The sequence below is a fragment of the Pseudotenacibaculum sp. MALMAid0570 genome, from assembly GCF_040151415.1.
Classification (GTDB): Bacteria; Bacteroidota; Bacteroidia; order Flavobacteriales; family Flavobacteriaceae; genus Polaribacter.
Window position 1 is genome coordinate 163,861 of sequence record NZ_JBDKWF010000050.1, and the last position, 25,810, is coordinate 189,670.

19 protein-coding genes are annotated in these 25,810 nt (G+C 33.0%); 12 read left to right on the top strand and 7 right to left on the bottom strand.

The features are described from left to right. Window positions 1-4 precede the first annotated feature (4 nt). Together AAON49_RS13000 and AAON49_RS13005 are read left to right on the top strand one after the other, a co-directional pair. Window positions 5-1,750, top strand: a complete 1,746-nt coding sequence (locus AAON49_RS13000) for a tetratricopeptide repeat-containing sensor histidine kinase (RefSeq protein WP_349555187.1) — start codon at window positions 5-7, stop codon at window positions 1,748-1,750. Beyond that, a complete protein-coding gene (locus tag AAON49_RS13005) occupies window positions 1,737-2,483 on the top strand; it encodes a LytR/AlgR family response regulator transcription factor (RefSeq protein WP_349555189.1) in 747 nt (248 codons plus the stop codon). The genes AAON49_RS13000 and AAON49_RS13005 overlap by 14 nt, the downstream gene beginning before the upstream one ends. Window positions 2,484-2,496: 13 nt before the next feature. Here the strand turns inward: AAON49_RS13005 and AAON49_RS13010 are convergent, their stop codons facing one another. Both AAON49_RS13010 and AAON49_RS13015 read right to left on the bottom strand, forming a co-directional pair. Further along, window positions 2,497-2,970: a thioredoxin family protein gene (locus AAON49_RS13010; RefSeq protein WP_349555191.1), complete on the bottom strand. Its 474-nt coding sequence runs from the start codon at window positions 2,968-2,970 to the stop codon at window positions 2,497-2,499. Between the two features lie 23 nt (window positions 2,971-2,993). Then, window positions 2,994-5,276: a TonB-dependent receptor gene (locus tag AAON49_RS13015; protein ID WP_349555193.1), complete on the bottom strand. Its 2,283-nt coding sequence runs from the start codon at window positions 5,274-5,276 to the stop codon at window positions 2,994-2,996. 106 nt (window positions 5,277-5,382) lie between these two features. On the opposite strand from AAON49_RS13015, the gene AAON49_RS13020 reads away from it, so the two are divergent. The 7 genes from AAON49_RS13020 (at window position 5,383) to AAON49_RS13050 (ending at window position 14,787) form a co-directional block, all read left to right on the top strand. Continuing rightward, window positions 5,383-6,036 (top strand): metal-dependent transcriptional regulator, encoded by a 654-nt coding sequence (locus AAON49_RS13020; RefSeq protein WP_349555194.1) that lies wholly within the window; start codon window positions 5,383-5,385, stop codon window positions 6,034-6,036. Beyond that, window positions 6,036-6,872: a ZIP family metal transporter gene (locus tag AAON49_RS13025; RefSeq protein WP_349555195.1), complete on the top strand. Its 837-nt coding sequence runs from the start codon at window positions 6,036-6,038 to the stop codon at window positions 6,870-6,872. Before AAON49_RS13020 ends, AAON49_RS13025 begins: the two co-directional genes overlap by 1 nt. Window positions 6,873-6,947: 75 nt before the next feature. Then, a complete protein-coding gene (locus AAON49_RS13030) occupies window positions 6,948-10,061 on the top strand; it encodes a UvrD-helicase domain-containing protein (protein ID WP_349555197.1) in 3,114 nt (1,037 codons plus the stop codon). 46 nt (window positions 10,062-10,107) lie between these two features. Beyond that, a complete protein-coding gene (gene kbl / locus AAON49_RS13035) occupies window positions 10,108-11,301 on the top strand; it encodes a glycine C-acetyltransferase (protein ID WP_349555199.1) in 1,194 nt (397 codons plus the stop codon). Window positions 11,302-11,414: 113 nt separating this feature from the next. Further along, window positions 11,415-12,785 carry an OmpA family protein gene (locus tag AAON49_RS13040; RefSeq protein WP_349555201.1) on the top strand — a complete coding sequence of 457 codons (1,371 nt, stop codon included), beginning with the start codon at window positions 11,415-11,417 and terminating at the stop codon, window positions 12,783-12,785. Window positions 12,786-12,962: 177 nt separating this feature from the next. Then, on the top strand, window positions 12,963-14,474 hold the full coding sequence (atpD, locus tag AAON49_RS13045) for a F0F1 ATP synthase subunit beta (protein WP_349555203.1): 1,512 nt from the start codon (window positions 12,963-12,965) through the stop codon (window positions 14,472-14,474). A gap of 19 nt (window positions 14,475-14,493) precedes the next feature. Next, window positions 14,494-14,787, top strand: coding sequence for a F0F1 ATP synthase subunit delta/epsilon (locus AAON49_RS13050; protein WP_349555204.1), 294 nt, complete (start codon window positions 14,494-14,496; stop codon window positions 14,785-14,787). 68 nt (window positions 14,788-14,855) lie between these two features. Here the strand turns inward: AAON49_RS13050 and AAON49_RS13055 are convergent, their stop codons facing one another. The 3 genes from AAON49_RS13055 to AAON49_RS13065 form a co-directional block, all read right to left on the bottom strand. Next, window positions 14,856-15,782 carry a M28 family peptidase gene (locus tag AAON49_RS13055; RefSeq protein ID WP_349555205.1) on the bottom strand — a complete coding sequence of 309 codons (927 nt, stop codon included), beginning with the start codon at window positions 15,780-15,782 and terminating at the stop codon, window positions 14,856-14,858. A 98-nt stretch (window positions 15,783-15,880) separates the two neighbouring features. After that, window positions 15,881-17,314, bottom strand: a complete 1,434-nt coding sequence (locus tag AAON49_RS13060; RefSeq protein ID WP_349555206.1) for a DUF5689 domain-containing protein — start codon at window positions 17,312-17,314, stop codon at window positions 15,881-15,883. A 19-nt stretch (window positions 17,315-17,333) separates the two neighbouring features. Next, complete coding sequence (locus AAON49_RS13065) at window positions 17,334-20,219, bottom strand: carboxypeptidase-like regulatory domain-containing protein (protein WP_349555207.1); 2,886 nt, start codon at window positions 20,217-20,219, stop codon at window positions 17,334-17,336. A 148-nt stretch (window positions 20,220-20,367) separates the two neighbouring features. On the opposite strand from AAON49_RS13065, the gene AAON49_RS13070 reads away from it, so the two are divergent. Then, on the top strand, window positions 20,368-21,417 hold the full coding sequence (locus tag AAON49_RS13070) for an endonuclease/exonuclease/phosphatase family protein (RefSeq protein WP_502942983.1): 1,050 nt from the start codon (window positions 20,368-20,370) through the stop codon (window positions 21,415-21,417). Here the strand turns inward: AAON49_RS13070 and recJ are convergent. Together recJ and AAON49_RS13080 are read right to left on the bottom strand one after the other, a co-directional pair. Then, window positions 21,404-23,104 (bottom strand): single-stranded-DNA-specific exonuclease RecJ, encoded by a 1,701-nt coding sequence (gene recJ / locus AAON49_RS13075; RefSeq protein WP_349555210.1) that lies wholly within the window; start codon window positions 23,102-23,104, stop codon window positions 21,404-21,406. The genes AAON49_RS13070 and recJ overlap by 14 nt on opposite strands. Window positions 23,105-23,113: 9 nt before the next feature. Beyond that, window positions 23,114-23,536, bottom strand: a complete 423-nt coding sequence (locus AAON49_RS13080; RefSeq protein WP_349555211.1) for an OsmC family protein — start codon at window positions 23,534-23,536, stop codon at window positions 23,114-23,116. 86 nt (window positions 23,537-23,622) lie between these two features. Between AAON49_RS13080 and AAON49_RS13085 the strand changes: the two genes are divergently transcribed. Both AAON49_RS13085 and AAON49_RS13090 read left to right on the top strand, forming a co-directional pair. Then, entirely contained in the window at window positions 23,623-24,213 is a 591-nt protein-coding gene (locus tag AAON49_RS13085; protein ID WP_349555213.1) for a carboxymuconolactone decarboxylase family protein, read from the top strand. 71 nt (window positions 24,214-24,284) lie between these two features. Then, on the top strand, window positions 24,285-25,787 hold the full coding sequence (locus AAON49_RS13090) for a M20/M25/M40 family metallo-hydrolase (RefSeq protein WP_502942995.1): 1,503 nt from the start codon (window positions 24,285-24,287) through the stop codon (window positions 25,785-25,787). Window positions 25,788-25,810 lie beyond the last annotated feature (23 nt).

Here is a 25,810-nt window from a genome sequence, read left to right on the forward strand (position 1 = left end):
AACGATGCTTAGGAAGATTGTTATCATAATTTTTTGCTTATATCCATTAATTTCGCCTGCTCAAAAAAAACAAAAGCTAAGTTCTTTTTTCAAAGCCGTTGAACTAAGAAGCAGTGATTTAATCTCAACGGAGAATCTTCGTCAAGCAAGAATATATTTTTTACAAAAAGTCTGGGATTCAACATTAATATATGCGTCCAAATATATTAATGCAAATGAATTAAATAAGAGAAATAATGATTATGCGTATTTCTTTAAGGCATATAGTTTAAGAAAGAAAAAATTATTTGAACAGTCGAAAAAGGAGTTTCATAAAATTTCTGAAACATTTGATTTTTATGATAAACTCTCGGTATATATGGGAGGAATTGCATTGGAACAAAGAAGATTTACAAGAGCAATTTATCACTTTGAAAGGGCTTTGAAAAATATACAGTCTGAAGCGATGATTGGTGTTAAAGTAGCAACCCTAGAAAACAACATCGGGCTCTGTTATTTACATTTAGAACAGTATGATTTGGCAGATAAATATTTGCTGAGAATTATAAAAAAACTTGAAGCGGCTAAAGATACCTTAAAGTTAATAGGCACATATGGTAATATTGCTACAATGTATTATGATCAGAATCTGGATGAAAAAGCCATTCCATATTTTAAAGCCGCTTATGACCTTTCTAAGTATGTACATGATTTTGATTTGAGGAGGAAGACAGCTAAAAACATGTCGATTGTTGAGGAGAATAAAAAAAACTATATCAAAGCACTACTATATAGGAAAGAATATGAGCAATGGAAAGATTCCTTAAATGATCAAAATCGCATTTATGAAACCGCACAATTAGAAAAGAAAATAGCTGTAAAACAAAAGCAAAATGAAGTTGACAGATTAGAAGCAGATAACAAAGTAAAAGCAGCACAAAACAAAGTGTTTTTGTATTCTGGAGCTCTTTTATTTGTTTTATTGATTATTGTCTTTACTTCTTATAAAGGAAAGGTAAAACGAAATAAGATAATCACGGCTCAAAAAGAAGATCTAGATGCTTTGAATGCTACCAAAGACAAGCTATTCTCTATTGTAAGTCACGATTTACGTTCTTCTGTGAATGCTATCAAAAGAAGTAATGCTAAACTCCTTGGAAATTTAGATACTCAAAATAAAAATGAGATTACTCAGAACTTACAGCAAAATTCTAGTATCGTAAATGCTGCCTACGGCTTGTTAGACAACCTTTTGAACTGGGCACTAATGCAAACGAAACAATCGTACTTTGAGATGACAGAATTATCTCTCTTTAGAATTACCGAACATGTTGCCTATAATTATCAGCCTATTTTACAGGAGAAAAAGATTGCATACACAAATTCTATTTCAAGAAAAACTGAGATTTTTGCAGATCAAGAGACCATAAAGATTATCCTTAGAAATTTACTGGATAATGCGATTAAGTTTACAAAAGAGAATGGAAGCATTCATCTGTATACAGAAGAAAAAGAAGAGACTTACGTTACTTTAATAATTGAAGATTCAGGAATTGGAATGGATAATGCTACACAAAAAGAATTGCTCAAAAACACACAGCTACTCTCTAAAAAGAAACATGAAGATACTATTGGAACAGGACTTGGATTACATTTAGTGAAATCAATGATTGCTAAAAATGAAGGGAAGTTTAATATAGAGAGTGAAGTTGGAAAAGGAACTAAAATTAGTATATCATTTTTAAAGCAAAAACCCAATGGAGCATCTTAATGTTTTAATAGTTGAGGATACACCTCAAGAAAGTAAGGAAGTGAAATTATTGTTAGAGAAAAATGGTTTTAATGTTGTTTCTGTTGTTACTAATTACAAAGATGCTATAGCAGCAATATTAAATGAAGATGTTGATCTGCTTATTTTGGATATTTTTTTGAATGGGAATCCAGATGGAATTAATATCGCAGAAACCATTGATGCAATGCCAAATAAGTTAAAACCTTTTATTTTTCTTACAAGTTCTATTGAACGAACAATTTTTGAAAGAGCTAAGTTAACAAAGCCTTTTGCATATATGGTGAAGCCTTTTAATGAACTAGAATTAGTATATACAATTGAACAAGCAATAGAAAGGTTTTATAATCAACCCAATGCTTTATCTGTAGAAGATGAAAATGCTGTTATTGGAGATGGGTACTTATTCATTAAAAAAGGAAAATCCTTGAAAAAAGTTCATGTTTCTGAAATTATATATGTAGAGGTGGAAGAGAAGTATTGTAATATAATCACCCAAAAAGAAAAGTTTGTCATCTTAATATCCTTGGTAAAAATATTAGATCTATTAAGTACAAGTAACTTCTGTAGAACTCACCGTAACTTTATTGTGAATACAGATAAAATTGTAGAGATTGTTCCACAAGATAATCTCATTATTTTGGAGGGAAATCACAAAGCCACTTTAAGTGACAAGTACAAGGATATTATTAAGAAGATACGTACACTGCGTTAAGTTATAAAATCAACTATAACTTCTTTGCTCGTTTCAAAACGGAAGCCATTTTTCGTTTGTTTACGAAACCATCTAATTGAAGAGAAATAGCAAATTCTTTATCTAAAATTGTTGTTGTTGGATATACCATTCTTTTTCTTTTGGTTGCCAACTCTGAAGCAAGCTCATGTGTTCCGAAATTTCCATTAGGTTTATAAACAAATGTTTTTCCTAAAAAAGTAATATTCTTTTTTTCTTCTCCATTTAACTTGATAAAGTAAAAAGAGCTGTTTAGTAATGTAATAACCTTTTCATCTGTAAAAGTTTTTTTTAACATACCATGACAATATTTGCACCAATCAGCATGAATAAAAACAACAATGGGCTTCGGAGTTTTTTTATGCAATTTTTCAACTTCCTCAAAGGAATACACTTTTAATTCAGTTGTTTCTTGCGACCAAGAAATAATCGAGGTAAATAGGAATAAGAAGATAAGATTTTTTTTCATCATATAAACTGAAACAAGTTAAACTAAAAAATAGTATAACGTAAGCCTAAAAATGCTCTAATTCCTTGGTTTGATGCATATACATATGAAGGATCAAAAGTTAAAGCATTCGGATTGTCTGGTGTAGCAATCACCTGTCCGTTTGTGTCGAATACAACATTTTCATCAAAAGGATCAAAAGATCTAGCAATACTATTAGAGGCAGGTGTAAAATTCAAAAGATTTTTAACACCTCCATATAATTCCCAATCATTATTTTTTCCAAGTTTTTTAGTGATTTGAATATTCTGAATACTAAACCAAGGCGAATTAGGAGCTCTTGGGTCTGTATCACTTAACAGAGGTAATCTCATTGGTCCATAAACATTTCCTGTATAATCTATAGTTAAACGACTTTCAAAGAAACGATAGGAAATACTCCAAACTCCGCTAAAACTTTCAGTTAAAATTTGTCTTGTTTTCACATCATTTTCTGTAATAGAAACATCCATTAAAGTAGCTCCTAAATTAATAGCAAATCCATTATGAAAACTGATGTCAGAATTTAAAGAGACTCCTTGAGAAACAGAATAACCTTCTAAGTTTGCGTAGATAATTTTGTTAGGATCGCTTTCGTAATCCGGTAAAATGCGATTGTCAAAATAAGTGTAAAAAGCACTAGCATCTAAGGTAATAAATGCATTGTTAGTAATAATTTTTTTTACGTAATTAACATTGGTGTTCCATGAAGTTTCAGGTTTCAATTCACCATCAAATTCAACTTCTCTTGCACCTGTTAGAGCAGCATGATCTTCGGTAAAAACATTAGCAACCCTAAATCCATTTCCGATGCTAAATCTAAAAATGTCACTTTTGTCTTCTGAATTCCATTTGTAATTCAATCTCGGAGAAAAAATACTTCCATGCAAGCTATTATAATCGTATCTGGCACCCAGCAATAATTTATTTTGTTCATTTAGATTGATTTCATCCTGTATAAAAACTCCCGGCAGATGCGTTGTTGATGGCATATTTGTAATACCATCTTCCGCAGATGTGGCAAACGTATTATCGTCATAAGAAGTATAACGATAAGCTAATCCTAATAATAAATCATGCTTTTTGCCTATTTGTTTGTTGTAAATAAATTGTCCGAAAGCGATAAATTGTTCAGCGTCATAAGAATCAGTACCGTAAAAAGAATCTTGGTAATGTCCGTTGGCACTAAATTGGAAACTAATATTTTCTTTGGTAGGTAACTGATATGTTCCAAAAGTTTCCCATCGATTGGTATAAATACTCTCGCCATAAATTTGATTTGTTCCTCTAAACTCTGGAGTCCAATTTACATCACCTCCCCATCGATCTTCATACACATAACGAAAAGCAACGGTAAAGACTTTGTTACTTTTTCTTTCAAAATTTAGCTTATTGAAAAATGATAATCTATTTTGTAATGTTAAATCTGTAAAACCATCATTGTTGTTGTCAATAATATTTTGGTAGTTAAAGTAATTGATACCTAGTAAACCTTTAGTTTTTTCTGAGATTTTATAACGCAACCCTATATCAGCATTTACTTCTCCCCAAGAACTTGAAAAACTATCTACAGATAATAACGGAGAATTAGTAGGTTTTTTTGTAATGATATTGATGATTCCACCTACAGCTTCAGATCCATATAAAGTTGAGGCGGGTCCTTTAACAACTTCTACTCTTTCAATCAAAGCTTGAGGAATACCTGTTAAACCATAAACAGTAGAAAGACCACTTACAATTGGCATTCCGTCAATTAACACAAAAGTATAAGGCCCTTCTAATCCATTAATATGAATATCTCCGGTATTACAAACGTTACAATTTAGTTGTGGACGAACACCATTTACATTTTGTAAAGACTCAAATATGGAAGGCGTAGGATTTTTCTTAAAAAATGTTTTGCTATAGACTTCAACAGAAACTGGACTGGCCGATTTAGAAACAGGTCTTAAAGTTCCAGAAACAACAATTTCATCTAATGAATTATCTGGAACCAGTGTAAAATTCTTAGTGATTTTTCGATTTCCTTGAAATGTAATTTTAAAAGATTCTGTTTTATATCCCATACTGCTAACAATCACAGTGTACATTCCGTTAGGAATATTTTTGATTTGATAAAAACCATTGTTATCTGAAGAACTTCCTAATTGAGTATTTTTTAAATAAATATTTACATAAGGTAATGCCTCGCCCTTTTCAAAAGTCTTCCCAGAAAGCGAGTTTTGAGATTGAGCAATTGTACAGAGCCCTAAAAATAAAACAACAACTATTTTTCGAAAAATATTCATTACAAAATTAGAATGTTTTGACAAAAGTAAATAAATTTTTAGACAAGACTAAAAATATTTTTAAATAAGCTAAAATAAACTATATTTGCCTCACTACTTATTCGTTATGTTTACGTTATCTGAAGAAAATTATTTAAAAGCCATATTTCATTTAGAAGCTATTTCTGGAAAAGGAATTAGCACAAATGCTATTGCAAGAAAGTTAGACACAAAGGCTTCTTCTGTAACAGACATGATTAAAAAATTAGCAGAAAAGAAAGTTTTAGTATACAAAAAGTACCAAGGCGTTTCTTTAACAGACTCTGGGAGACAGATTGCTATTGGAGTAATTAGAAAGCACAGACTTTGGGAGGTTTTTTTGGTTGAAAAATTAAACTTTTCTTGGGATGAAGTTCATGATGTGGCTGAACAGTTAGAGCATATAAAATCGCCTAAGTTAATTAATGAATTGGATGCTTTTTTAGGTTTTCCAAAAATGGACCCGCATGGAGATCCAATTCCTGACAAAAACGGAAACTTTCATAAAATAGAGAAAAAGTTATTATCGACATTAGAAGAAAATCAATCTGGAGTTTGTGTAGGAGTGAATGATTCTTCTTCTGAATTTTTAAAATACCTTGATAGATATGATATTTCTTTAGGGAAAAAGATTCAAGTTATTTCTAAAGAACCTTTCGATGGATCAATAACCATTCTCATCAACAAGAAAGAAATGTCTATTTCTCAAAAAATATCCAACAATATTTATATACAATCATAATGAGCACATTTGATCAATTAGTTGAATTTGGTAAAGAGAATCCAATTTTAGCAGCATTATATGCCTCTTTATTTACATGGGGGTTAACTGCTGCTGGGGCAGCATTAGTTTTCTTTTTTAAGAAAATGAACAGAGCTGTTTTAGATGGAATGTTAGGTTTTACAGGAGGTGTAATGGTGGCAGCTAGTTTTTGGAGTTTGTTAGCACCAGCAATTGACAATAGTCCGGGTGAAGGTTTTATGAAAGTGATTCCATCAGCTGTTGGGTTTGCTTTAGGAGCTTTAGCATTGTTTGGAATGGATAAGATTTTGCCACACTTACATATCAATTTTAAAGAGTCAGAAGCAGAAGGAGTAAAAACCAAATGGCACAAAACAACACTTTTGGTCTTGGCAATTACATTGCATAACATTCCTGAGGGATTAGCAGTTGGGGTATTGTTTGGAGCGGCATCAACTTTAGTAGGTGTTGAGCAAACAGAAATGATTATTGCAGCAATTACACTAGCAATCGGAATCGGAATTCAAAATTTTCCAGAAGGTTTTGCAGTAGCGATGCCTTTAAGAAGACAAGGTGTAAGTAGGTTAAAAAGTTTTTGGTATGGACAATTATCGGCAATTGTAGAACCTGTAGCTGCAGTATTAGGAGCTTTAGCAGTATCTTTCTTTACTCCAATTTTACCTTATGCACTAGCATTTGCAGCAGGAGCAATGATCTTTGTAGTAGTAGAAGAGGTAATTCCAGAAACTCAGCGGGATAAATACACAGATATTGCAACCTTAGGATTTATTGGAGGATTTATTGTAATGATGTCTTTGGATGTAGGTTTAGGGTAAATTCCAACGAATATAAATGAACAAAAGCCAAACAAAAACTGTTTGGCTTTTTGTATTTTGCAACAAAATAACTCTTTGCAAACAGAATCAACTTTTCAAGTATACAATGCCTCGGCTGGAAGTGGAAAAACTTTTACGCTGGTAAAGGAATATTTGAAAATAATATTGTCGAGTGAAGATGTTTTCTTATTTCAAAAGGTTTTGGCAATCACTTTTACCAACAAAGCCGCCAGCGAAATGAAGGAAAGAGTCCTTAAAAACCTAAAAGAGTTTTCAGACAATAAAGAGAATACTTTGTCTACCATACTTTTAGAAGAAACAGGTATTGATAAAACTGTTTTACAAAAAAGAAGTGAAAGAATAGTAAGTGCGATACTTCAAAACTACTCAGCATTTTATATTACAACCATTGATAGCTTTACCTATAAAATTGTTAAAAGTTTTGCTTTCGATCTTGGACTGAGTCAAAATTTTGAAGTAGAAATGGATGCTCAGGAATTGTTAGATGAAGCTGTAGATGTTTTAATTTCTAAAATAGGAACCAATAAAGAAGTCACAGAAACTTTAATAGATTATTCTCTTGATAAAGCTGATGATGATAAATCTTGGGATATTGCTAGAGATTTGTCAGAGTTTTCAAGAATTCTCTTAAATGAAGACGATGTTTTTTATTTTAGAAAGTTAGCCGGAAAGTCTTTAGCAGATTTCAAAAAATTACAGAAAAAGTTAGCCAGTCATCAAAAAGAAATTCTTCAAAGAATGAAGCTAATTGGTGAAGAAGCTATTCAGGTTATTAGTACAATGGGTTTAGAGTTTAATGATTTCTATAGAACTATGCTCCCTAACCATTTTTTAGCCTTGCAAAGAAACCCAGAAACGGCTAAATTTTTTGAAGCCAGCGCTTTGAAAAATAGAATTGAAGAAAAGATTTTTTACGCCAAATCAAAATCAGATGATGTCAAAGCCTCTATTGAAGGGATTCTTCCAGAGCTTTTGAGATTCTATGAAGAATCAGAAGAACTGTTTAAACAAATGACGCAAAACAAGTTGGTGTTAAAAAGTATTATTCCCTTAGCGGTTTTAAACAATATCAATCAAGAGTTAAATATCATTAAAGAAGAAAACAATATTCGATTAAATGTAGAATTTAATCAATTGATTTCCGATTATATTCAAGAACAACCAGCACCATATATATATGAAAGAATAGGTCAGAAGTTTATACATTATTTTATAGATGAGATGCAAGATACTTCTGTTTTACAGTGGCAGAATTTAATTCCTTTAATAGATAATTCTTTATCACAAGAAAACACCAGTCTGTTGTTGGTTGGAGATGGTAAACAAGCAATTTATAGATGGAGAGGAGGAAAGGCAGATCAATTTATAGGATTAGGTTCTGATGAAGAAAAGTCTGATAATCCATTTCTAATTCCTAAGAGAGTTCAAGAATTAAAAGTGAATTTTAGAAGTCATGCTGAAGTAATTAAATTCAACAATTCATTTTTCAAGCATACCTCTCAATTTATTCAAAACCTATCATATCGAGATTTGTTTTTTGAAAAATCCTATCAAGAAGAAAATGAAAACAAAGGTGGGTTTGTATCTATTTCATTTGTAGAAAAAGAAGAAGATAAATTAAAGTATCCTAAAAAAGTATTAGAAACCATACAATCTATCGAGGATGGTTTTGATTTGGGCGAAATTTGCATCTTAGTTAGAAAGAGAAGTGAAGGAGTAGCTATAGCAAATTATTTATCTGAAAACGGAATTGAAATAGTTTCTTCAGAAACCTTATTGCTTAGCAATAGTGATAAAGTTAATTTCATTATAGATTTTTTGAATTATACTTTACACCTAAACGATAAAGAGAGTTTGCTAAACGTATTAAGCTTTTTATTCAAAAACGCAAAAATATCAACAGATAAGCATAGCTTTTTTGAATCACATATTCATCAAGAGATTATAGAGCTTTTAGAATCATTTAAAGCATTAGGATTTAATTTTTCTTTGGTTGAATTCAATCAACTTCCTTTGTATGAAAAAGTAGAACAGATAATTCGTTCTTTTGATTTATTAGTATCACCAGATGCGTATGTTCAATTTTTCCTTGATGAAATTTTGTTACAGCAGAAAAAAGAAGCAAGTGTTCAAGACTTTTTAGATTTTTGGAATTTAAAAAAGCACAAATTAAGTATTGTAAGTTCTGAAAATCCAAATGCTGTTCAGATTATGACAATTCATAAATCAAAAGGACTAGAATTTCCAGTAGTTATTTTTCCATGTGACCTTAATATATATGGGGAACAAAAGCCAAAAGTATGGTTGAAGACTAAGAATGAAGGTTTCTCAGAATTAATGGTTTCACTAAATAAAGATGTGCAATATATCAATGAAGAAGCAAAGCAAAAGTATATAAATAGGAGAGAAGAGCTAGAGTTAGACAACTTCAACCTTTTATATGTTGCTCTAACCAGGCCTGTAGAACAATTACACATAATTACCGAAAAAAGATTATCTAAAAAAGGAGATGAAAACCCTAATTATTATTCAGGAGTATTTATATCCTTTTTGAAAGAAGAAGGAATTTGGCAAGATGATAAGAGTGAATACCTTTTTGGAAACCTAAATAGAAAAAGTAAAAAAGAAGAGAAACAAATAAATTCCTTTATACAAAATAGTTTCATAAGCACTCCATGGAAAAACCATAACATAAACTTACTAGCAAGTTCTTCTAAGCTTTGGGGGACTCAAAGAGGTGTTGCAATAGATTACGGAGATTTAGTTCATGAAATGATGTCTAAAATTTATACCAGAAAAGATATTAAGGGCGTAGTTGATTCGTATTTAAATCAAGGTAATTTAGATAAAAATGATTTAGACAAAGTATCTACATTAATTCGAAGAATTGTAGAAGATGAAAAGCTAGAAAGATATTTTTCTGAAGATAGAGTAGTTTATAACGAAAGAGAAATTATAGGAAAGCAAAATCAACATATAATCCCAGATCGATTGGTTTTTCAACCCAACGGAAAATTAGTAATTATAGATTATAAAACAGGACATCAAAAAGAAGAACATAAAAGTCAATTAAATTCTTACGAGCAAGTATTATTAGAATTAGGTTATTCTGTAGAAAAAAAGATTCTTATTTACATCAATGAATCTATTACTATAGAAGAATTTTAAATTATTTTTACAGTCTAAAACAAATCAAGATATACCATATACTATTATGTACGGAGCAATAAAGGATCATTTACAAAAAGAGATTCAAGAAATAAAAGAGGCAGGTCTCTACAAATCTGAGCGAATTATAACTTCATCTCAAGATGCAGTTATTAAAATTTCTACGGGAGAAGAAGTAATTAATTTTTGTGCAAACAACTACTTAGGATTGTCAAATAACCCTGAGGTAATTCAAGCTGCCAAAGATACTCTAGATTCTCATGGATTTGGAATGTCATCTGTTCGGTTTATTTGCGGAACACAAGATATTCATAAACAATTAGAAGCTAAGATTGCAGAATTTTATAATACTGAAGATACCATATTATATGCAGCAGCTTTTGATGCCAATGGAGGCGTTTTTGAGCCACTTCTCACCAAAGAAGATGCAATTATCTCAGACAGTTTAAATCATGCTTCTATAATTGATGGAGTTCGCTTGTGTAAAGCAGCAAGATATCGTTATGAGAATAATGATATGCAAGCTTTAGAAGAACAATTGATAGAAGCTTCTAAGCAAAATCATCGTTTTAAAATTATTGTAACTGATGGTGTTTTCTCTATGGATGGAATTGTTGCTAAGTTGGATGAAATTTGTGATTTAGCTGATAAGTATGACGCTCTAGTAATGGTTGATGAATGTCATGCAGCTGGTTTTATAGGAGAAACTGGAAGAGGAACTCTTGAATTAAAGAATGTTTTAGGAAGAGTAGATATAGTTACTGGAACTTTAGGGAAAGCACTTGGAGGCGCTATGGGAGGTTATACGACAGGTAAAAAAGAGATTATTGAAATTTTAAGGCAAAGATCAAGACCTTATTTATTTTCAAATTCTTTAGCGCCAGCAATTGTTGGAGCATCTTTAAAGGTTTTTGAATTACTTTCTAATGATACATCTTTGAGAGATAAATTAGAATGGAATACCAATTATTTCAGAACAGAAATGGAAAAAGCTGGCTTTGATTTAGTAGGCGCAGATGCGGCTATAGTACCAGTTATGCTATATGATGCCAAACTATCTCAAGTAATGGCGAATAAGCTTTTAGAAGAAGGAATATACGTCATAGGATTCTTTTTCCCAGTAGTACCAAGAGGAAAGGCAAGAATAAGAGTCCAATTATCAGCTGCTCATAACAAAGAACATTTAGATAAGGCAATAGCCTCATTTATCAAAATTGGTAAAGAGTTAAAAGTGATATAAACCTGCTAAAAACTTGCATTTCTTTGAAGTTTTTGTAGATTTGTCTTTGTAATTAGTAATGAACAAGTTACTTTTGCCGGTATATAAAGAACTTTTAATTTAAATTTATTATAATGAAACAATTAAAATTAGCTGTGATAGCTTTATTTACGTTAGTAGCAGTTAGCAATGTGAACGCTCAGGATTCGAATAATCCATGGGCATTTAGTTTAGGTGTAAATGCTGTTGATATCAGACAAGATATAGGGATTGAAAGCCTTGCAAAAGATTTTTTTGGTACTGCAGACTGGAATATTATGACTAGTATTTCCAGATTTACTGCTGAAAAGTACCTTGATAAAGGATTTACTTTACAAGCAGCTTTTTCTTTGAATGATTTAAAAACTTTTAGATCTAAGAATGATATTGATGCTAGATATTATGCATTTGATTTAAATGTAAAGTACGACTTAAATAAATTAATAGGTGATACTTCTTGGTTTGACCCTTATGTAGTTTTAGGTGGAGGTTATACTTACTTAGATTTACAATCGGATGACGCAAAAGAAGGTGTTTTAAATGTTGGTTATGGTTTCAATTTTTGGCTTGATGAAAATATAGGTATTAATTATCAGTCTGTAGCTAAGAAAGAGTTTGCTGATAAAGTAAGAGATCACTTCCAACACTCACTAGGAGTAGTGTTTAGATTTGGGGGAAAGGATACTGATGGAGACGGGGTCTACGACAAAGACGACGCGTGTCCAGACGTTGCTGGTTTGAAGGAATTCAACGGATGTCCTGATTCAGACGGTGATGGTATCAAAGATGGTGATGATGCTTGTCCTAACGTAGCTGGTTTAGCTGCTTTAAACGGATGTCCTGATTCTGATGGAGATGGTATCGCTGACAAAGATGATATGTGTCCTAACGATAAAGGAACTAAAGCTAACAACGGATGTCCTGATTCTGACGGAGATGGTGTTGTTGATAAAGATGATAAGTGTGCAACTGTTGCAGGACCTGCAGCTAACGGTGGATGCCCATGGCCAGATACAGACGGAGACGGTGTATTAGACAAAGATGATAACTGTAAGAACGAAGCAGGACCTGCTTCTAATAACGGATGTCCAGAGCCTGTAATTTCTGAAGTAGCTGAGAAGAAAATTGGAGAGTTTGCTAAAACTATCTTATTCAACTCAGGAAGATCAAGCTTCAAAAAAGGAGTTACTGAGAAATTAGATGGAATCGTTAAGATCATGCAAGAGTTCCCAAAAGCTACTTTCGTAGTTGAAGGACACACTGATAGCACTGGTAGCGATAAAATCAACAACAAATTATCAGGAGCTAGAGCTGCTGCTGTTAAAGATTATTTAGTAAAGAATGGAGTTGATGCTTCAAGATTAGATTCAAAAGGATATGGATCTGCTAATCCAATCGATACTAATGATACTAGAGCTGGAAGAGCTAACAACAGAAGAGTAGAAATTAAAGTTACTAACGAGTAATTTTAACTCAAAATATATAAAAAGCCTCATCATTTGATGAGGCTTTTTTTGTGCCCTTTTTTTTCGATATAATATAGCTTAAAAAGCTTTTCATTTTCAGGGAAATAAATTACCTTTGCACCCAAAATGAGGGAGATTGTTTTCCTCACTTAAAATTTCAATTTTAAAGCTAAAATAATGTCTACAATAACAGGAAAAGTTTCTCAAATTATCGGACCGGTAATTGACGTGGAATTTAACACTGAAGCAGCCGAACTTCCAAAGATTTATGATTCATTAGAAATTAAGAGACCTGATGGTTCTACTCTTGTATTAGAGGTTCAACAGCACATTGGAGAAGATACAGTTCGTACGATCTCTATGGACGCAACTGATGGGTTACAAAGAGGACAAGAAGTAATCGCAACTGGAAATCCAATCCAAATGCCAATTGGAGGAGATATCTACGGAAGATTATTCAACGTAACAGGAGATGCAATTGATGGTTTAGGGGATTTACCTAAAGAAGGTAAAGACGGATTACCTATCCACAGAGCAGCACCTAAGTTTGAAGAATTATCAACTTCTACTGAAGTTCTTTTTACAGGAATTAAAGTAATCGACTTAATTGAGCCTTATGCAAAAGGAGGTAAAATTGGATTATTTGGTGGAGCTGGAGTAGGAAAAACAGTATTAATTCAGGAATTAATTAACAATATCGCTAAAGGTCACGGTGGACTTTCAGTATTTGCTGGAGTTGGAGAGAGAACTCGTGAAGGTAATGACTTATTAAGAGAGATGTTAGAGTCTGGTATTATAAAGTATGGAGAAGATTTCATGCACTCTATGGAAGATGGAGGATGGGATTTGTCTAAAGTTGATAAAGCTGGAATGAAAGAATCGAAAGCTACTTTCGTATTCGGACAAATGAATGAGCCTCCTGGAGCACGTGCTAGAGTTGCATTATCTGGATTAACAATTGCTGAATATTTCCGTGATGGAGCTGGAGATGCTCAAGGAAAAGATGTACTTTTCTTCGTAGACAACATTTTCCGTTTTACACAAGCTGGATCTGAGGTATCTGCCCTACTTGGACGTATGCCATCAGCGGTAGGTTATCAACCAACATTAGCAACTGAGATGGGAGCAATGCAAGAGCGCATTACTTCTACTAAGAAAGGATCTATTACTTCTGTACAAGCAGTATATGTGCCTGCAGATGATTTAACAGACCCTGCACCTGCAACAACGTTTGCTCACTTAGATGCTACTACAGTATTATCTCGTAAGATTGCCGAGTTAGGTATTTATCCTGCGGTAGATCCATTAGATTCTACTTCAAGAATTTTAACTCCAGAAATTTTAGGAGATGATCATTATGATTGTGCTCAAAGAGTAAAAGAGTTATTACAGCGTTATAAAGAATTACAAGACATTATTGCGATCTTAGGTATGGAAGAGTTATCTGAAGAAGATAAACTAGCAGTATCTAGAGCAAGACGTGTTCAACGTTTCTTATCTCAACCATTCCATGTTGCTGAGCAATTTACAGGAATCCCAGGAGTATTAGTTGATATTAAAGATACTATCAAAGGATTTAACATGATTATGGAAGGTGAATTAGATCACTTACCAGAAGCTGCTTTCAACTTAAAAGGAACTATTGAAGAAGCTATTGAAGCTGGTGAGAAAATGTTAGCTGAAGCTTAATCAATTAATAATTGAAAATATGCATTTAGAAGTTGTATCACCCGAAGCTATTTTATTCTCATCAGAAGTAGATTCTATTGCTGTTCCAGGAACCAATGGAGAATTTCAGATGCTTAATAATCACGCACCTATAGTTTCTACTTTGAAAGAAGGAACTGTTAAGATTCATGTACACACTCAAGAGCATTTAGAACTTGATGATTTGCATGGAAAGATTGTAAAGCACGTAGATGATGATAAAGTATTAACTGTAGCAATTCAATCAGGGACGCTTGAATTTAAAGACAACAAAGCGATCATTTTGGTAGACTAAATGATCTTATTTAAATAGTAAAAAGTCCTCTGAAATTGTTTTCAGAGGATTTTTTTTATACATCTAGTTTACATTCTAAGTAAAGTTTGTTGTATTTGCTGAACCACTAAATACAATCTTTTCAAATCTAAGGTTTCTGATGTGTCTTTTTTTGTATGATAATTTTGATTCCGATAAAAAGCAGTATTAGTTATCATGACGGCTTCAAAACCTAATTTCCAATAGTTTAAATGATCTGAAAAATCTACACCTGTTAATTTTGGAGAACCTATAAAAAGTTTGGTTGGAATCAGTTTTAACTCAATCATTAAATTACTCACTTTAATACTAAACTTTTCTTTTCTGTTGTTTTGAACCACGGTAATATAATTGCCACGTGTTCCATAAATGGATGATAGTTCTTTGATAGGGTATGTTTGAGAGTTAGGATTATCACTAAAGTAACCAATACTTTCTAAGCATATCATTCCTTTTATTCGAAGCTTCTTATCATGAAGGTATTTAGCATGAATGTAACTTCCCATATTTTTAGTTCGGAAAAAAGGTGGTTCCTCTAATGTATAGAAGACAAAGTCTATGCGATACTTTAACTTTTCCTTTGCTAAGAGCCTAGCAAGTTCTAATAGACCTATAACACCACTCGCATTATCATCAGCGCCTGCTGAATCTCCATACACGTCATAATGAGCGCCAATAATGATTCTCTCTTTATGATTAAGTCCAATAGAGCCTACTACATTTTTATATTCTTGATTCTTTACTTTATAAGATTGAAAGGCTACAGAATCGCAAACCTTTATAAGTTCTTGTTTAATATGATCTGCCACTTTGTTTAACGAAGAAAGGTTCTTGTAGTTTCTAGGAAGTTCAAGATTTGTTAAAAAAGTTAGATCTTTTTGAAGTGCTCTGTAAGAAGATGAATCTGTTACAATATTTTGACTTAATAAAATAGCATAATAAAGTAATGCGAAGTGTGTCAGGATTTTCGTTTTCATAAAATCAAATTTTGAAAACTCAAGATAAAAAGATGACTAACCATGAAAAAACCCGATCGGTTAGATCGGGTTTTTTTATAGTTAAAGCGTTAGAAATATTAGTTACGTATCTTAATATTGTCTAATTCGTAAGTTCCATTAAAGTTATTATCAGCATCATTACCAGTATATCTAAAGGCAATATGAATAATTCCAGACCCACATGATAAGTCAACAATTCCAGAATCAAACCAAGATCCAAAGAAATCAGAATCTTGAACGATATATGCGGCAGGAATTACTCCCCAAGTAGCACTTGTAATATTAGCTGGGTTTCCATCCCAATCATTAGAGAATAATAATTCAAGCTCACTACTATCAGAGAAACTATTTGAAGTTTGGAAAGATAATGTTGCTCCTGGGTTTGCATCTAAATCAATTGGAGGAGTAATTAACCAAGAGATTGTACTTGGGTCACCAGAACCAAAAGCTCCAACTCTGGCAGAAACACCTAAAGAAGCATTTGAACCACCTGAAGTATAAGCTTCCCAACCTTCTGTTCCTTCTTGAATATAGTTAGTCCATCCATTTCCAGTGATTAATGAGAATGCAGTTTGTGTTTCAAAATCATCATCAAATAAGACATTGCTTCCTTCACTAGCCGCTATTCCACAATCTAAAACTGTTGGATCACATCTTTCATCGTTTGTGAAGTTGATATTCTCTGGAGAATTAATTACCAAAGTATAGAAGCTATCGAAGAAATCTCTAGTTAAAATACCATCAATACTACCTCTGTTCATAGGTAAAGGAAGTGATTTAAAGTCTGAAAAAGTACTTGTACTTAACACTACAGCAGTATTTCCTGGGCAAGTTTCTAATGTTCTTTCTCCATCAAACTGATCTGTTGGTTCTCCAGCAAAAGTTAAAGGTCTAGCCCCTAATACTTCATCTCTGTTAAACTGCACGTCATTTAATCGAATGAATAAGTTCTCTTTGTCGTTTGAAAAATCTGAAACACTTATTTCTAAAGGAACTATAGTTGCAACTTCAGAATCTCTAATAATGTGTTCGTTTCTTAATGGAGCCGGAATTTTTTCTAACTCGTTACCACTTCTTACTCCAATTTGAAGAACTCCATTATCTTCAGCAACTGTTAATCCATCTAACTTGATATAAACTTTTCTACCAAATTCATATAATGTATATAATGGATTTACATCTATTTGTACAACAATTCCAGCTGTTGGGTTAGAAGCAGCGTTCTGAATTACAATTTCTTCAAAGAAATTACCTCCTTCGTCACTAGAAATTACATATCCAGTTACGTATCTGCTATTTCCATTAGGTAATGGGTCGAAAGTAAAGATACCTCCTTGTTGTGTAAATTCTCCAATAACAGCGTTGATGTCCATTACAATATCGTTTGGACCTGGACTAAACGCAACATCTCCTGTAACAGGTGTATTAAAGTCATCTTTCTCTACACAGGCACTGAATGAAATCAAGCCAATGAAAAGTATGAATAATTGAATTTTTTTAAATGTTCTCATTTTTTATATATTGATATTTTTAGAATCTTAAGTAAAAGTTTACGAAGTAGGTTGTTCCATTTCCAAAGAAATAACGATTGCCAAATAATGGCCCTCCTTCTTGATTTTGTTCGGCGATTTGATCTCTATAACCAACTCTTCTTGATTGTTCAAATCCACCTGTTTTATATTCTTGATTGAATAGATTGTTTACAGTAGCAAAGAAACCAATAAAATAGTCTCCTACTTTCCATGATTTACCTCCAGTTAGATTTACCAGAAAATAGCTGTCAAACTGCTCTTGTCTTAGTAATCCTCTAGCAACAGTACTATCAAAATCATTGTAAGTAAATCCGCTAATATTTCCTCCTCTTGTTAAGTCTGCATCAGGAATTAGATCAAAATCAATAGCAAAAGCGTCTGATCTTTTTAATGCACTTGCATCAACAAATGCTCTAGAGAAATGATTTGCTGTAGCCCCAAACCACCAAAAATCAGGATCACGATATTCAAAACCAATTTGGAAAGCTCTTTCTGGCCCACCGGCTACGTGTAAATCTTTCAACTTAGTTGTACCGTCACCAAAAGTTCTGCGTGTTTCATTGTTTTGGTTTGGATTAGGTTGAAAATCATCACTAGCATAATAGATATTTGGGTTGTTGTTATATGTAAACTGTCCCATTGCAGCTACTCCTTTTAGTTTAATAGTTGGAGTAATTTGTGCTTCAATTCCTAACTCTCCACCAAAGTTTCTTCTTTCGATATTAGTCATAACCTCTTGAGTAAAAGTAGAACCACTTTCAGTAAAGAAGAAGTTAATATCTGTACCATCTTTAAAAGAAGTATGGTATCCTGTAAGTCTAGCTTTTACAATTGGAGTTCTTAAAACATAACTAGCGTCAATAGTGTGAATTTTTTCACTTTCTAAGCCTCTAACAGTTATGTTGTTTTGTCTAGCATTCTCAAAAGAATTCCTAATTGTTGGAGCTTTCGTTAAATAAGCAGTATTAAAATCTAATAAGTGCTGACCTGTTATTTTATAGGTCAAACCACCTTTTAAGCCATAATTACTAAAAGTAAGTCTCTCACTTTTCCCTAAAGAAAGATTCCCTTGAAAATATCCATTCTCATAAATACCATTTCTTTGATAACTTGTTTGACTGCTGCTTGCACCTAAATAGAAATCTACTTTCGAGTAATTAAATTGTGCTTGAACAAAAGATTCTAAAACAGAAGCTTCCATTTCATAATTGTACTTATAACGCTCACCAGTATTTACAAGTCTATTTGGGTTTTGTACATCACTCTGAGCAACATTATCTAAAATTTGACCGTTTTGTGATGTTTGTACTTCTTCAGCAAAAAAGTCTACATCTAGGAAACCTGTTCCTCCTAATAAGTCTTTAATTCTAGCATAAGTTTCATTGTTTAGTTTTCTGTAACCTACAGATCCATTCAACTTAATGTTTTCATTTAACTCGGTAAATAAAATAGAATTAAAAGAAAGTTGAGAGTCATCAATTCGATCCTCTTGAACTACATAAATAGAATTATAACCTAAAGCAGTTTGTCTTTGGTTAGCTCCAAATAAATCTACCCAGTTAAACTGTCCGTTATTTACAAACTCTTGCTGTGCTAAAAATGCTTGTTGATAATTAGCAGCAGTTAAATCATCAAAACGTAAATGGTAACTCGGTAAATTTTGATAATACATAGGAGAAGGGTTTCTAGCTCCACCTAAATAAATATCCTGACCATTAAAAGTAACTCTTCTAGTTCCTCCATTATCAATTCTTGTATTCCCAGTAAAACCAGTCTGATAAGAAAGGTTTGTGTTTAATGTTGTTTTTTCTGAAATATTCCAGTAGTGATTCAACATATAAATAGGTTCAACAATTCTACGTTCTCTTGAGTTTTTTTGCGCTCCGTTGATTTCTCCCCAGAAAGGATTGTATTGTCTTCCTTTTAGACGATAAACTTCATCCGTTAAAGCAGTAGAACGACCTCTTCTGTTTTGTGCGTAAATAAAGTTGAAGTTTAAACTATGGTTGTCTCCCAATTGTTTTTCAACAGCGGCAAAGAATGAATTAGAATCATATAGTGTTCCTTTAATATATCCTTCTCCTCCAAATCTTCTTGAACCTAAAACGGCATAAGACCAACCATTTTCAAGAGCTCCAGAACTATAACTAGCCATTACTCTACCTTGATAACTTCTATTTGCAGAAGAAACAGAAACTCTTGCGCCTTCTCCATAAGCAGAAGCCCTCATAGTAATACTATTTACACCGGCAATGTCTCCAAAAGTATTTTCATTAGGACTAACACCTCTGGTAAAAGCTTGATTTCTTTGTAAGTCATTTAAACCTCCCCAGTTTGCCCATTGTGGTCTACCGTTTAGAAGTTTGTTCATTTCAAGACCATTAATTAAAACTTTACCATTTGCGTTGTCTAAACCGCGAGGTCTAAAAAAAGTAGCGCTAAAGTCAAATGCAGCAGCACTTAAAAATACGTCTCTTGATGATTGTAAAAGACCAGCAATATTATCGGTAAATCCGTCATCTGAATTTAACTCGTCATCGGTAATGTTAACAATACTAATGTCTTGTTCTTCAGTTAGATCTTTAAACAAGAAAATTGTTCCTAGATCTACAGGATTTCCTGATAATTCAACTGGAAAATTTTGAGTTTCATAGCCTTTGAAACTTATCTCAACAAGATAATTCCCGTCTGATAAATTTTCAATGATGAAAGCTCCTTTTTCGTTGGTAAGAACACTAACTGTAGTATTCTTGATGTTGATAGTAACTCCTTGCATTGGATTCTCATTGTCACTATCCACAACAACTCCCTTGATATTGTTTTGAGCAAAAATGCTAAAACTTAGGCACAAAGAGAGCCATAAAGTTGCGATGATTTTTTTCATTGAATGTTAATTGTAATTTTAAGTTTTAACGTAAGTGAAACTCGACAAAATTACCAAAAATTAACACAAATACACGTTAAAATTCCATTATTTCAATGTAAGCTATTCATTTGTTTTTTATGTTTGTGGTCCAATTTGATGATATATGATGAAAAGAATTCTTTTTTACCTGTTAGTTTGCTCTGTAACCTTTGTTAATTCTCAAGACAAAAAAGGGAAGCAGTATAAGATTAGAACAGTAGCCTTTTATAATCTTGAAAACCTTTTTGATACAATTAATGATGTAACAAAAAATGATGAAGCTAGCCCAATTATGGAAATGAAAGGCGGAAGAGCTAAGGTTTATTGGGACAAAATAGACAAACTAGCAAGTGTGATAGAACAGATAGGGAAAGATAAAGCCAACACTAGTCCTGCTATTATTGGTGTTGCAGAAGTAGAAAATAGAACTGTTTTAGAAGATTTGATTAAATCGAAACGATTGAAGTCAAAACGATATGGAATTATCCATTATGAATCTCCTGATAAAAGGGGAATTGATGTTGCACTTTTGTATCAACAACGATACTTTAAGCCGATACATCACGAATCTTTTGACCCAAAAATTTATAGAGAAGGTAGAAAAGTTTACACAAGAAATCAATTGTTGGTTTCAGGATATTTAGATGACGAGTTAATTCATGTAATTGTAAATCACTGGCCTTCAAGAAGTGGAGGAGAAGCTAGAAGTAGACCTTTAAGAGAAAGAGCTGCCTATCAGAACACTAAGATTATAGAAAAACTACAATTAGAAGATCCTAATGCGAAGATTATTACAATGGGTGACTTCAATGATGACCCCATAAATAGTAGTTTTAAAAAGGTGTTAAAAACTAAATCTAAAAAGGAAGAGGTTCAAAAAGGCGATTTATACAATCCGTATGAAAGTATGTTTAAGAAAGGGTTTAATACACTAGGATATCGTGATAACATCAATCTTTTTGATCAAATATTATTTACTTCGCCTTTATTAGATAAAGGAGAAAAGGACTTTTCTAGTTACAAAATGTTTAAATCAGCAATTTTCAACAAAAGCTTTTTAACAACAAGTAAAGGAAGATATAAAGGATATCCGTTTAGAAGTTTCTCTTTCGGATCTTACACTGGAGGATATAGTGATCATTACCCTGTTTATATATACTTAATTAAGGATAAGTAGATTTCTGAATGTCTTTTGCTAAGAGTTGAATGGATGTTACGCCATTCCACTCATTTTCATCCAAGGCATAAGCAATGTCAAAATCGTTTTGAACGATCTCTATTTTGTTTCCTAAGCCAAAACCAATAGCATTATAGGTTTTACGGTCTGTACCGTATATGATATTTAACTTAAGATGACTTTGGTCAGATCCAACACGTTTTCCATAACCATTATCTCTTACAGAACTTGTTTTAAATATAGGTTTCATGTTTTCCGGACCGAAAGGAGCCATCTGTTGTAAAATTCTGAAGAACTTCGGAGTAATGTCTGTGAGTTCCATCTCAGCATCAATTTTAACCTCTGGAATTAAGAGTTCTTTGTCTATAGAATTAGCTACAACTTCTTCAAATTTCAGTTTAAAAGCCTCATAATTTTCAGGGAGCAAAGTCAGACCAGCCGCATATTTATGTCCGCCAAATTGTTCTATAAATTCAGAACATTGTTCTAAAGCATTGTATACATCAAAACCTTTTACTGATCTGGCAGAAGCAGCTAGTTTTTCGCCACTTTTTGTAAAGACCAATGTGGGCCTGTAGTAAGTTTCTGTTAATCTAGAAGCAACAATACCTATAACTCCTTTGTGCCAGTCTTTATCATAAACAACCGTAGTATATTTATTCTCTTCATTATTGTCTTTTATATACTGAAGAGCTTCTTTGGTAATCTTAGCATCTAACTCTCTTCTATTAACATTATACTCATTAATAGTATTTGCAAAATCAACTGCTTTGTCAAAATTAGATTCCGTTAACAATTCTACAGCAGCATTTCCATGCTTAATTCTTCCAGCGGCATTTATTCTTGGTGCAATGATAAAAACCACATCAGTTATAGTCAACTCTTTTTTATTGAGTTGATGAACAATTGCTTTAATTCCATTTCTTGGATTCGAGTTAATTACTTGCAAACCGTAATAAGCTAGAATTCTATTTTCTCCTGTCATAGGAACTATATCCGCAGCAATGGCTGTAGCAACAAGATCTAGGTAATGTATTAAATCATCTATGGTTTTGTTTTGTTTTGAAGCCAAAGCTTGGATTAATTTAAAACCAACACCACAACCACATAGTTCTTTATAAGGATACTCACAGTCTTTTCGTTTAGGATTTAAGATGGCAACAGCTTTAGGAATTTCATGACCCGGTTTATGGTGATCACAGATAATAAAGTCAATTTCCTGTTCTTTGGCATAAGCAACTTTTTCTATAGCTTTGATACCACAGTCCAATGCAATGATTAGTGAAAAATCATTGTCTTTAGCAAAATCGATTCCTTGGTAAGAAATACCATAACCTTCTTCATATCTGTCGGGAATATAAGTGGCGATATTGGGAGTAAATTTGCTTAAATAGGAGTATAATAAAGATACAGCTGTAGTGCCATCTACATCATAATCTCCATAAATAAGAATATTCTCGTTAGAACTAATTGCTTCCTCAATTCTTTCGACAGCAATTATCATATCTTTCATCATAAAAGGATCATGGAGCTCTTCTAAAGAAGGACGAAAGAATTTTTTTGCTTCTTCAAAATTAGTAATTCCTCTTTGAACCAATAATTTAGATAGGACAATATCTATCGATAATTCTTTGGATAATTGATGTACAATCTCAGGATTGGGATCTGGTTTTAGAGTCCAACGCATAGCAAATTTTTATTGCTCATGAAGATACACTTCTGTAGTCACATCTGCAAATTGTCTAAACATTTCCATTACACCACAATATGTTTCAACAGATAAGTTTACGGCTTTGTTGATTTTATTTTCATTTAAATCAGATCCATAAAAATGATATTCAACAACTACTTTGTTATAATATTTTGGGTGTACATCTGTCAATTCACCATGAACAATCATTTTAAAGTCATCTACTTCAGCGCGCATTTTCTTTAATAAAGAGACGATATCTAAGCCAGAGCAACCTGCTAAAGAGGATAACATTAATGCTTTTGGGCGTAAACCTTTATTTTCAATACCTTCTTCAGGAGCATCAATAGAAAGGGTTTCACCACTAGGGTTGTCAGATTCAAAAAGCATATTTTCTTTCCAGACTGTTGTTACTGTATTTGTTGCCATAAATATTTTTTTAGAATAGTGTTGTCGATAAAATGTATCTTAGCTAACCACAAAATTAACGTAAAATCTTATTATAATTATAAACAATGCCATTAGTAACACCATTATCAGCAGATCACGATTTAGAAACTAAAGAATTAGCCGAATTTTTTAATGAAACTTTAGGCTTTTGCCCAAACTCTGTATTAACAATGCAACGCAGACCAGCCATTTCTAAAGCGTTTATTAATTTAAATAAAGCCGTTATGGCCAATGAAGGAAGAGTAACTTCTGCATTGAAAAGAATGATTGCTTGGGTTTCTAGTAATTCTACAGGATGCAGATACTGTCAGGCTCATGCAATAAGAGCTGCCGAAAGATATGGGGCAGAACAAGAACAGTTAGATAATATTTGGGAGTATAGAACGCATCCTGCATTTTCTGAAGCAGAAAGAGCGGCATTAGATTTTTCTTTGGTTGCTAGTATGGTTCCAAATCAAGTTGATGAAGAAATCAAAGCACGTTTATACGAACACTGGGATGAAGGAGAAATTGTAGAAATGTTAGGAGTGATTTCTTTATTTGGATACTTAAATCGTTGGAACGATTCTATGGGAACTTCAATAGAAGATGGTGCTGTAGAGTCTGGAGAACAATACCTTGGAAAACATGGCTGGGAAAAAGGAAAGCACGTTTAAAAAGTAAACAACTAAATCTTTTCATCATGAAAAAAACAAACATACTTTTCTTGTTTTTGTTGTCGAGTTTTATGCTCACAGCGCAAACAAAAAATCAGGTCATTGAAAATATGATCAAAGAAGCGAATGAAAATTCGCAATTAGAAAGATTAGGACACGAAATGTTGGATGTTATTGGACCTCGTCTGGTTGGAACTCCGCAAATGAAAAATGCTCACGATTGGGCAGTTAAAAAATTTCAATCTTGGGGAATTTCCGCTAACAATGAAAAGTGGGGAGAATGGCGTGGTTGGGAACGTGGAATTACACATATAGATATGGTGTATCCTCGTATACAATCACTTCGTGGAACACAATTGGCATGGAATCCAAGCACTTCAGATAAAGGAGTAACAGCAGAATTAGTAGTCTTACCAACTGTTGCAAATAAAGCTGAATTTGAAAAATGGCTTCCTTCAGTAAAAGGAAAATTTGTAATGGTTTCTATGCAGCAACCTACAGGAAGACCCGATTACAATTGGGAGGAATTTGCCACAAAAGAATCGTTCGAAAAAATGAAAAAGGAACGAACTGAGCTTTCTAGAGCTTGGGGACAGAATATGAGAAATACTGGTTATAATGGAAGGACAATTATCAAAGTGTTGGAAGATGCTGGAGCAGTTGGAATTGTACAATCTAGATGGTCACGTGGATTTGGTGTAAACAAAATCTTTAGCGCCAGAACTAAGAAAATTCCAACAGTCGATTTAGAATTAGAAGACTATGGATTGTTGTATAGACTGGTAGAGTATGGAGATAAACCTCAAATTAAAGTAGTTGCAAAGTCAAAAGAACTAGGAAAAGTACCTACATTCAATACCATTGCAGAAATCAAAGGAACAGAAAAGCCTGATGAATATGTAATCTTGTCGGCTCATTTCGATTCTTGGGATGGCGCTACAGGTGCTACTGATAATGGAACTGGAAGTATGGTCATGATGGAAGCTGCTAGAATTTTAAAGAAATATTATCCTAATCCTAAGCGTACAATTATAGTAGGTCTTTGGGGAAGTGAAGAACAAGGTCTCAATGGATCTAGAGCATTTGTTGAAGATCATCCAGAGATTGTAAAAGGAGTACAAGCCTTATTCAATCAAGATAACGGAACAGGAAGAGTGGTAAGATTATCTGGACAAGGATTTTTACATGCTTATGATTATTTGGGAAGGTGGTTGGCTGCTGTTCCAAGAGATATTACAAAGCATATAGAAACAAACTTCCCAGGAACTCCTGGAGGAGGAGGATCTGATTATGCTTCGTTTGTTGCTGCTGGAGCGCCAGGATTTAGTTTGAGTTCTTTGAGCTGGGCTTATTGGAATTATACATGGCACACCAACAGAGATACATACGATAAGATTGTTTTTGACGATGTAAGAAATAATGTAATCTTAACAGCTATTCTTACTTATATGGCTAGTGAAGATCCTGAAAAAACATCAAGAGAAAGGGTTGTGCTGCCTGTTAATTCTAGAACAGGAAAGCAACGCGAGTGGCCAAAGCCACGCTCGCCTAGAAGATTAGGTGGAATGAACTAATAAAAAAGCCTCGTTACAACGAG

Coding starts and splice junctions, on each gene's coding strand:
- AAON49_RS13000 (WP_349555187.1), top strand. CDS start 5: ATGCTTAGGAAGATTGTTATCATAATTTTTTGCTTATATCCATTAATT.
- AAON49_RS13005 (WP_349555189.1), top strand. CDS start 1,737: ATGGAGCATCTTAATGTTTTAATAGTTGAGGATACACCTCAAGAAAGT.
- AAON49_RS13010 (WP_349555191.1), bottom strand. CDS start 2,970: ATGAAAAAAAATCTTATCTTCTTATTCCTATTTACCTCGATTATTTCT.
- AAON49_RS13015 (WP_349555193.1), bottom strand. CDS start 5,276: ATGAATATTTTTCGAAAAATAGTTGTTGTTTTATTTTTAGGGCTCTGT.
- AAON49_RS13020 (WP_349555194.1), top strand. CDS start 5,383: ATGTTTACGTTATCTGAAGAAAATTATTTAAAAGCCATATTTCATTTA.
- AAON49_RS13025 (WP_349555195.1), top strand. CDS start 6,036: ATGAGCACATTTGATCAATTAGTTGAATTTGGTAAAGAGAATCCAATT.
- kbl (WP_349555199.1), top strand. CDS start 10,108: ATGTACGGAGCAATAAAGGATCATTTACAAAAAGAGATTCAAGAAATA.
- AAON49_RS13040 (WP_349555201.1), top strand. CDS start 11,415: ATGAAACAATTAAAATTAGCTGTGATAGCTTTATTTACGTTAGTAGCA.
- atpD (WP_349555203.1), top strand. CDS start 12,963: ATGTCTACAATAACAGGAAAAGTTTCTCAAATTATCGGACCGGTAATT.
- AAON49_RS13050 (WP_349555204.1), top strand. CDS start 14,494: ATGCATTTAGAAGTTGTATCACCCGAAGCTATTTTATTCTCATCAGAA.
- AAON49_RS13055 (WP_349555205.1), bottom strand. CDS start 15,782: ATGAAAACGAAAATCCTGACACACTTCGCATTACTTTATTATGCTATT.
- AAON49_RS13060 (WP_349555206.1), bottom strand. CDS start 17,314: ATGAGAACATTTAAAAAAATTCAATTATTCATACTTTTCATTGGCTTG.
- AAON49_RS13065 (WP_349555207.1), bottom strand. CDS start 20,219: ATGAAAAAAATCATCGCAACTTTATGGCTCTCTTTGTGCCTAAGTTTT.
- AAON49_RS13070 (WP_502942983.1), top strand. CDS start 20,368: ATGAAAAGAATTCTTTTTTACCTGTTAGTTTGCTCTGTAACCTTTGTT.
- recJ (WP_349555210.1), bottom strand. CDS start 23,104: ATGCGTTGGACTCTAAAACCAGATCCCAATCCTGAGATTGTACATCAA.
- AAON49_RS13080 (WP_349555211.1), bottom strand. CDS start 23,536: ATGGCAACAAATACAGTAACAACAGTCTGGAAAGAAAATATGCTTTTT.
- AAON49_RS13085 (WP_349555213.1), top strand. CDS start 23,623: ATGCCATTAGTAACACCATTATCAGCAGATCACGATTTAGAAACTAAA.
- AAON49_RS13090 (WP_502942995.1), top strand. CDS start 24,285: ATGCTCACAGCGCAAACAAAAAATCAGGTCATTGAAAATATGATCAAA.